At 70.9% G+C, this 8,648-nt stretch carries 5 protein-coding genes; 2 read left to right on the plus strand and 3 right to left on the minus strand.

Annotated elements, in window-relative coordinates; genetic code table 11:
* Window positions 1-54: 54 nt before the first annotated feature.
* The 3 genes from ACFO0C_RS44470 to ACFO0C_RS44480 all read right to left on the minus strand — a co-directional run bounded on the left by ACFO0C_RS44470 (window position 55) and on the right by ACFO0C_RS44480 (window position 6,184).
* The gene (locus ACFO0C_RS44470) at window positions 55-375 is read right to left on the minus strand and encodes a trypco2 family protein (protein WP_378072911.1); all 321 of its coding nucleotides are present in this window, start codon (window positions 373-375) and stop codon (window positions 55-57) included.
* Window positions 372-5,291, minus strand: a complete 4,920-nt coding sequence (locus tag ACFO0C_RS44475) for an NACHT domain-containing protein (protein ID WP_378072912.1) — start codon at window positions 5,289-5,291, stop codon at window positions 372-374. The genes ACFO0C_RS44470 and ACFO0C_RS44475 overlap by 4 nt, the downstream gene beginning before the upstream one ends.
* A 146-nt stretch (window positions 5,292-5,437) precedes the next feature.
* Window positions 5,438-6,184 carry an AfsR/SARP family transcriptional regulator gene (locus tag ACFO0C_RS44480; RefSeq protein WP_378072913.1) on the minus strand — a complete coding sequence of 249 codons (747 nt, stop codon included), beginning with the start codon at window positions 6,182-6,184 and terminating at the stop codon, window positions 5,438-5,440.
* A gap of 122 nt (window positions 6,185-6,306) precedes the next feature.
* On the opposite strand from ACFO0C_RS44480, the gene ACFO0C_RS44485 reads away from it, so the two are divergent.
* A complete protein-coding gene (locus ACFO0C_RS44485) occupies window positions 6,307-7,068 on the plus strand; it encodes a hypothetical protein (RefSeq protein ID WP_378072914.1) in 762 nt (253 codons plus the stop codon).
* Window positions 7,065-8,525: a serine/threonine-protein kinase gene (locus tag ACFO0C_RS44490; RefSeq protein WP_378072915.1), complete on the plus strand. Its 1,461-nt coding sequence runs from the start codon at window positions 7,065-7,067 to the stop codon at window positions 8,523-8,525. Before ACFO0C_RS44485 ends, ACFO0C_RS44490 begins: the two co-directional genes overlap by 4 nt.
* The last annotated feature ends 123 nt before the right edge of the window (window positions 8,526-8,648 follow it).

The raw sequence follows: 8,648 nt of genomic DNA on the forward strand, positions 1-8,648 counted from the left end.
CCAGCAACCGCCCCGCGCATCCTGACAGCAGGCACCTTTCGGCGTTCCCAACGGTCACTCCGGGCGAATTATCTCGGTGTCGCCGACGATGAACTTCCGTGCGGGGTCGTCGTCCGGCGCGAGCGGACGCAATACCAGCTTGATCTTGTGGGTGGCGGCCGACGAGTACGTCGCCTTGCCACCGACGGTGAGCACCTGCCACAGGCCGCCGGAGGCACTGGCCTCGCCTCCGGCGGTGCGCACCACCTGAAGCTCGACCTCCACAGCCTCGACCGAGAAGCGCAGGTCCTTGTCCGCGGACTGCTCGATGGCATAGAGCAGCTCGCCACGCAGGCTGTCGATCGCTTCGGTCAGCGGGAGTGTGTCCGGGTTCATCGGCAGGTTCCTTCCGTCGGGTCACTCGTCGAGGAGTCACGAAGGCGTTGCTGTTCACGGTCGGTGCGGACGCCCTCGAATCGCACTCCCCGGCATCGCAGCGTGAGCCGCAGAAGCAGCGGCCGGTCCTGGGGCCCGGCGTCGAGCCGCACGATCGAGATGGCCCGGTCCACGCCGCCGCTCAGCACCCGGTCGTCGGCCAGCTCGACCGAAGTCACCATGCCCTCGTGCAGCGGCCGTGACCACAGCTGGACCGGCCGCAAATGGGGCCGGTCCGGCTCCACCTGGACGAGCGTGACCGTCCCGTCGTAGTGGCCGGTGACCAGCAGGAGCCGATCGCCGTCGGGCCGCAGGTGCAGGCAGCTGACGTTCTTCTCCTCGACCATCGCATCGGTACCGCCCGGCATCACCACGCGCACCTGATGCGGCGTCGCGTGCGCGTAGGCGGCGCCGGACTCGGCGTACGGGCCACCCGACACCGCCGGGCTGTCGTCGAAGCTGAGCAGCTCCAGGGTGGACGGACGGAATCGCACCAGGCGGCTCAGCCCGCCGGCCAGCTCCTCGGTGTAGGTCGCCGCCCCGGGACCGAAGGCGATCGGGCGGAAGCGTGACTTGGTGCGGAAACGGGCGATCTCGGCCCAGCCGCCATCCGTTCGCCGGTCCAGGACGCTGAGCATGCTCTCGCCCGCGGCCACCAGCCGTCCCGCCGCTGTGCTCTGGAGGCGCTCCGGCTGGAAGTCGAGGGTCGCCACCGGGCGGCTCTCGAAACGTCCGCTCGGGCCGGGCTGCCATTCGCGCACACTCCGGTCGCCGTATGCCGCCGCGATCCGGCCGCCCGGCAGCGCGGTCACCGCCAGCACCTGGGCAGTCTCCTCGAGCCGCACGCCCTCCAGGTCGGCCCCGGTGAAGTCGGCGTACTCCAGGTTGGCGTTGTCGAGATTCGCGTACCGCAGCGAGGCCCCGGCGAATCGGGCGCGGCTCAGGTCGGCGCCCGGCAGCGAGGCATAGTCCAACCGCAGCCCCGACCAATCCGTGTCCGGCAGACCGTCCCCGGTCGCGTAGAGCAGCGTGAGGGCGTTGCCGCCCAGATGGCGCTCGTCCACCGCGAGGGTCGCCGACCGGGCGAAGGCGGCGAGCACATCACGGACAGGCCCGGTCTCGCCGGCGCGCAGCATGGCCGTGGCGAAGTGGGTGATCTCCGGCGACGGGGCCAGTTTACGCAGGATCTCCCGGGCCTTGTGTTGATCGGCGCGCAGGGCGCGAGCGATGGCCCGGGCCACGAAATACTCCCGCATGGACCGGTGGAAGAAGTCGACCGGCCACTGATCGGCATCGGCTCCGGGAACCACCTTGAGCAGCGATCGCACGCCCACCCGCGCTGTCGCATCGTCCTCGGAACCGGACACGGCGGTTCCGGCCGGCGCGTCCTTCATACGCCAGAGCATCTCTGCCAGCCGCGGCTCGGCGACCTGCGTGAATTGCCGCAGCGACACGTACGGCTTGTTGGCAAGCTGAAGCTTGAGCGCGACCATCTCCAGCACTTCGAGCAGGTTGTCGATCAGCTCATCACGGAGGAGAAGCAGGTCGTCGTCCTCCAGGAAATCGATCTTGCGCCGTAGGCTGCGCCGGATGTAGGTGTCGTAGAGCACCCTCTCGTCGAGGTCGCCGTCCGGCAGGTCGTGCAGTGTCTCCCGGATCATTTCGAGGAACAGGGGCTTGGCGGCCAGCCCGATCGGGTCGTAGAGCTCCCGGACCCGTTCCAGGGCACGCTTCGAGCTCTCGTCGTGGACCGCATTCTCCAGGTACTTCAACAACTCGGACCGTTCGACCGGGGCGATGGTGACGATCTCCGGCCGGTCGAGGCGGTCGACGAGCCGGTCCTGGTCGCGGCCGAGGACCCGCCCGCGCGACGTGACCAGGGTCTTGGTCGCGCCGACCTCCTCGAAACACTGATGCAGCGCCCGCATGTTCTCGGTGACCGTCGCCGGTGACAGGTTGACCGACATCTCATCGAACCCGTCCAGCACGACCAGGGTCCGGTTCTCCGCCCGCAACGTGCGCCAGTCGGCCAGCGTGGCTCCGAGGTAGGCGAGCCGCTGCTGGAGCAGCGCTCGGGCGCTACCCGCCGTACGGAACTCCCGCAACGGCAGACGCAGCGGAAGATACCCACCGGGCCGTCCGTCCCGGAACCGGTCGGACAACCGGCGCGACAGACAGTAGGTGAAGTAGCTCTTGCCCTCGCCGAACTCGGCGAACAGCAGCAGGCTCGGTGCGTTGCGGTCGTCCAGCCAGTCGTCGACCTTGGAGTCGAGAGTGCCCGGCAGCCGCGAGCCGGCGGCGTCGGCGACGTTGAGGTGCAGGTGACCGCGATAGAGCGCATCGAAGTCGCGGGGGTCCTCGCTGACGAAGCAGTGCGCGTGCGGGTCGGCGAGGTAGCGCTGCCACACCCCGGCGATCCGGAGCCGGGGCGTCAGCTGGGCCCGCAGTTCCGCGACGGTCTCACCGGGCGGCCGTCCGGCCAGTTCCGCCGGCGGCTCGGCGTCGTAGAGCTCCCGGTAGGCAGACGGCGTCGCGGCCAGGTACCGGGCCAGCCGTGCGCGGCCCCAGACATGCACGGTGAACGGATATTGCCCGGTCGTGCCCCAGGCGGACAGCATCGCGGAGAGGTCGTCGTCGGGATCGGCGTGCGGGGCGAGCAGGATCCAGTGGTCGATCGCGTCGGTCTGCTGACGGAACGACGCGGTGACGACGGCCGTGGCGATGGCCGCGAGCCCGACCGGGTCCCGCTGGTGCGTGGCCTCGACCCGGCATCGGACCGTGTCGTTGTGCAGCGTGCGGAGCGTGGCCGGCTGGTCCCAGCGTGGCAGTGATCGAGCCGGCTGGTCCGGGGCGAACAGCAGTGTCATGAGTTCCTGGAGCGCCACGAACGGGCTCGCTGACCCGCTGTGCCTCTGGCCGGAGCGTTGCTCGCGAACCGGCGCCGTCGTACCGGCAGCCCTGGTCGGTGCCGGCCGGGACACCGTCCGGGCGGATGACGGTCCGGCGCTGGTGCCTCCGGCGGCGGGCGGCCGGTCAGCGGGCACCAGAGGCGAGAAGTCGTTCGGGGCCGCGGTGATCGCCCAGAGTCCGGTCAGCACCAGGCGGTCGTCGCCGGTGAGCCCGAGGAACCCGAACTCCCCGGCGAGCCGTTCGGCGCGGGCGGCGTCCAGCTCGCCGGCACGGCGCAGCAGGTCTTCGGCGTCCTGGAACCGCTGCTCGGCTACGGCTTCGCGCGCCTGTTGCTCGATGACATCAGCGGCCGGGACGGCCGCGGCCGCGGCCGGCAGGGCGGTGTGCACCCGCCTGGCGAGCCGCGCCTGGAACTCGGCCTCGACCGGCCCGCCGCGCGGCAGGGGCACGAGGGCGTCCCAGAAGTTGGAGGAATCCCGGACGACGGCGCCTTCGAGGTGAGCGAGGAGATCACCGAGCCGCTCACGGCCGAGGAGTTCCTCGACCGCATCCAGATAGCCGCTCAATCTGTCGTGGTCGACGACCCGGTCACCGCTGAGGTAGTGCGTGGGATCGCCCTCGAGACGGCCGTGAAAGGTGTCCAGCCGTTGGTGGAGCGCCAGCGCCGGACCGAGCTCCGGCGAGGGCTCGGCGGGGACGACCGCCTCCAACCAGCTCCTTCTCGCCTCACCGTCGGAGGACAGGCTGATCTGCGGGCAGGTGATCCGGGACCGCACCGGATGCCCGGCCGGCAGGGCGTTGGCGTCGAGCGGCAGCGGCCGGCTCAGCAGCAGAACATGGCTGTGATTACCCGTCTCGGGCAGGTTCGCCATCAGGACGTTCGGGCGCCGACTCTCGTCGATGCCATCGATGATCAGAAGCAGATGCCGGCTTCTCCTGACAGCAGCCTGCCGCGCCCGTTCCCAGAGGAAGTGGAACTCGGCCGGGTGGGCGTCGAGCACCGCCGGCCGGCCGATGAGGGCCGCGAGTTGGTCGGACACGGCCGGCCAGAACTGTTCGAGATCCTGGCCGGAGGAGCGGGAGAAGAAGAACGAGACGATGTCCAGGTTGTCGTGGTCCTGGTTCGCCAGGTGAGCCGCGAGGCAGGTCTTGCCGGATCCGGCGTCGCCGACCCACCACTGGTACTGCGGCTTCGACGTAGTGGTGGCGAAACTGAGCAGGGCCGCGCGATTGGCCGCGAAGTTGGGCGGCACGGGCAGCTGCTGCACCAGACGCCGGACGGTGGCCCGGTAGGAGGCGCCGCGCCGGACCGGCTGGAATCCGGCCGGCAGGCCGGCGGCTGCGGCTACGCTTCGGAACAGGTCCCGGCTCGTGGGCGACTCCGCGCCGTACAACGCGACCCGCTCGCTGAGAACCCGCGAGACCGGCGTCGCCCGCAGTGGCGTATCAGCGCTCTCGGCCTGCGTGACCACCCCGACGAGGTACTCCCGCGAGAAGACCGCCGCGCCGGACATGCCCTGCCAGTCCGCGCCCCTCGAACCGGGCCGGTCGCGGTGCAGCAGGTCGAGCATCCCGCTCTTGGCATTCGACCCGGCCTGGATCACTCCGTCGAGTCGCTCGGTGTCCCGCACGACCGTATCGTCGATGCGCTGGCGTTTGAGGGCGGGGAAGCCGACGGCGGTGAATGTCGCCCGGCCACCCGCGATCTGGTCGACGTCGCCGAACCACACCGGCTCGACCTGGTCATCGATCGGCCGGTGCAACTTCAACAGCGCGAGGTCGATGCCCGGCGACGCGCCCTCCCACACCACGGAGCAGCCACACACCGGTCGGCCGGGCCGGGTGCCGAAGCGAACATCGATGCCCATCGCTCCGGCGAGGACGTGGCGGGCGGTCAGAACGAGGTCACGCGCGACCAGGTAGCCCGACCCGTAGCCGTAGCCGGGGTCGCCGGGGAGCAGGGTCATCACCTCGACGACGCGCGCAAGGTCGAACTCCGGTCCGATGGCGGCTCACCCCTTGGCCGATCGAGCGTCCAACGAGGACCAAGTGCATCACACCCGGACACTCACCGACCACCACCGTACGACCAGCACACTGGTGACCGGAGCGGTCAGCCGCGCAGGATCCGCAGCTGGGCGTCGCGCATGTGGTGGCCGGGGTCGAGGCCGAGGTCGGCGGCCAGGATTCGGCGCGTCCGGTCGATCACGTCCAAGGCCGCGGCCGGCAGACCGCACGCGGCCAGCGACAACGCGTACAGCGACTGGGTCTGCTCGTCGTAGGGCGTTTCGGCGGCCGCCCGTTCGAGGACCGGCAGCGCCCGGCCGGACAGGCCGGAGTCCAGGCAGGTCGTGGCGAGATCGAGGGTCGCCTGGCGGCGCAGCTGTTCCAGCCGGCAGGCGGCATGCTGGCGGCGCACCACGGCGGGCGCGTCGGCGGCGACCGGGCCGCGCCACAGGGCGAGGGCGGCCAGGAGCCGATCGCAGCGGTCGGCCGGGCCGGTCAGATCGCGGGCGGTGCGGATCAGCCGGCGGAAGCGGCGGGCGTCGGTGTCGCCGCCGGTGACGGTCAGGCGGTAGCCGCCGGGTTCGAGGTCGAGGCGATGGCCGCCGTGCTGGGACAGCCAGCGGCGCAGCCGGTGGATCGCCACGTGCAGCGGGCCGGAGGCGTCGCGCCAGGTCTCGTCCTCGTCGAGCACGCCGCGGACCCGGGCGACCGGGACCGGCGCGTCGTCGAGCAGCAGCAGGGTGAGCAGGCCCCGCAGTTTCGGGGCGGTCAGGGTGGTGCGGGTGTCGCACTGCCACAGTTCCAGTGGGCCGAGCACCCCGAAATGCAGGCCGGTGCCGGTCAGGATGTTCATCGTCGGGCTCCCCGTATCCGTCGGACGTCGACGCGACCCATTGACGCACGCCAGGGCAGCGTGACTGTCCTGAGACCTCTCAGGGCGACCCCGGCTCACCAGAAGTTGATAGACATGGGCCTATGGAGACGGTGCTCATCCAGTTCACCGGCGGTATCGGCCGGGACGGCTCACCCCGTACCGGAAGGGTGTCCCTGTCCCCCGGGTCGAAGGCCCGCTTCGGGCGTGGCGCGCCCGGTGCGCCGGTCGATGTGCGGCTCGCGGGGCGGGGTGTGCCGCGGTCGGCGGGTGACATCCACGCGACCGGTGACCACTGGTTGCTGAGCAATCTGAGCGCCGACAAGACCTACGTGGTGGAGAACCCGGAAGGCGGCGGCGAGCACGTCAAGGTGCCACCGGGCCGGCTGCTGGCGCCGATTCCGTTCGAGATCTCCCGGGTCGTCCTTCCGGCGGAGCAGGATTTCGTACGGTTCAACGTCTTCGCGCCCATGCATGCCTACCTGGACCGCACCGCCGTGGTGACACCCGACGGCGAGGGGACCCTGGCCGCCTTCCCGATGGACGAGTCCGCCAAGTACTTCCTGGTCCTGGTGGCTCTCTGTGAGCCGCGGCTGCGCGACCGCTCGCATGTGGCGATCCCGACGGTGGAGACCGTGGTGCACCGGCTGCGGCCGCTGCCGGCCTGCGCCGATCTGAGCGTGGCCGCGGTCAACTTCCATATCGACTACCTGGCCCGTACGAAGCTGCGGGTCAAGCAGGACCCGGTCGGTGACGCCGGTCGCCTGGACACGAAACGGGCCGCGCTGGTGTCGCTCGCGCTGCGGTTCAACCTGGTCCGGGAGGATCATCTGCGGTTGCTTCCCACGCCGGTGGCGGCCGGATGAGCACGCCGTGGGCGGTCGAGGTGCCGACCGGCTACCGGGTCGGCACGTGGGAGGTCACCGCCGGCATCGCCTCCGGCAGCTGGGGCAGCGTGTACGAGGCGTGCCGCTCCGGCGCCCCGCGGGAGCGGGTGGCGCTGAAGTTCCTGCCGACCGGGACCGTCACCGCCCGGCAGCTGAGCCACCTGACCGCGATGGCCGGCCGGGAGATGCGTTTCCATCAGGGGGAGGCCCACGACCGGCTGGTGCGCTGCCACGAGATCCTCGTCGTCGACGATCCGGCACACCCCGCCCTCGACGGCGCGGTGGTGATCGTGATGGAACGCGCGGAGCGATCGCTGGCCGATCTGCTGCGGGAGCATGCGGGACAGCCGGTGCCGGACGCGGCCACGCTGGTGACCCAGGTGTGTGAGGGCCTGGCCTACATGCACGGCAACGGCTGGATCCACGGGGACCTGAAACCGGCGAACGTGCTGCTGGCGGCGGACGGGTCGGTGCGGCTGGCGGATTTCGGGCTGACCGCGGAGGTCGAGGGCACGCACGGCTATCTGCCTCCGATCGGCTCGTCCGGATACGTTCCCCCGGAGTACTGGACCGAGCAGCTGGGCGAACGTGGTATCGCGGTGCGGACCACCTCGGACATCTGGGCTCTCGGTGTGCTGGCATACCAGGCTTTCACCGGAGGGTTCCCGTTCCCCGGCGCCGGGGAACGGGCGTGGGCGGCCGCCGCCGCGGAGTACGCGAACAGTGGCACCCCGCTGCCGATCCCGGACGAGGTGCCGCCGGCATGGCGGTCGATCATCCGCGACTGCCTGGCGCCGACCCACGCCGACCGCAGCCGGCACACCGCCGAGTCCCTGCTGGACCGGATGCGTGGGCAGCCGGTACGCCGGCGCCGGCGGGGTCGCCGGCTGGCGGCCGCGGTCGTGACGCTCGCGGTCGCCGCCGCGGCGACGGCCGTGTCCGTGTCGTACGCCGGGGACGACGGCGCTTTCCCCGGAGATGATCTGCTGCGGCGCGATGCCGGCATTCCCGAGCAGTACCGGCAGCTGATCGTCGTCGCCGGCACCACCTGCCAGGCCCCGGGTCTGAGCCCGGCCCTGATCGCCGCGATGCTCAAGGTGGAGAGCGACTTCGATCCCGATCTGAGCGACCCGGTCAACGACGAGTACGGCATCGCCCGCTGGACGCCGCGGGTACTCGCCGGCTACCTGCCGGGCAGTGTGTCGCCCACTCCCCCGGCACCGCCGTTCCCGCCGGAGATGTCGATCCCGCCGATGGGCAAGCTGCTGTGCTTCCAGTCGGAGAGACTCACCGCAGTGAACGGCGATCGCGGGCTGCTGCTGGCCGCGGCCTATCGAACCTCCGCGACCAGCGTCAACCAGGCCGGTGGCATTCCGCCCAAGGTGAAGCCGTACACCGACCAGGTCGCCCATTACCGGGACCTGTACACGCCGTGACCGGTGTTCACACGTCGTCCCAGTCGCCGTGCAGGGGGATCATGCCGGCGGTGAAGCCGGTGAAGGTGAGGTCGGCGTTGCCTTTGGCGTGGGTGTTCTTGAGCAGGAACTGGGTGGTGGAGG

It is taken from the genome of Actinoplanes subglobosus (genome assembly GCF_042650585.1).
GTDB lineage: Bacteria > Actinomycetota > Actinomycetes > Mycobacteriales > Micromonosporaceae > Actinoplanes > Actinoplanes subglobosus.

Bases quoted from the DNA above. Each gene is read 5' to 3' on its own strand.
- ACFO0C_RS44470 (WP_378072911.1), bottom strand. From the start codon at position 375: ATGAACCCGGACACACTCCCGCTGACCGAAGCGATCGACAGCCTGCGT.
- ACFO0C_RS44485 (WP_378072914.1), top strand. From the start codon at position 6,307: ATGGAGACGGTGCTCATCCAGTTCACCGGCGGTATCGGCCGGGACGGC.
- ACFO0C_RS44475 (WP_378072912.1), bottom strand. From the start codon at position 5,291: ATGACCCTGCTCCCCGGCGACCCCGGCTACGGCTACGGGTCGGGCTAC.
- ACFO0C_RS44490 (WP_378072915.1), top strand. From the start codon at position 7,065: ATGAGCACGCCGTGGGCGGTCGAGGTGCCGACCGGCTACCGGGTCGGC.
- ACFO0C_RS44480 (WP_378072913.1), bottom strand. From the start codon at position 6,184: ATGAACATCCTGACCGGCACCGGCCTGCATTTCGGGGTGCTCGGCCCA.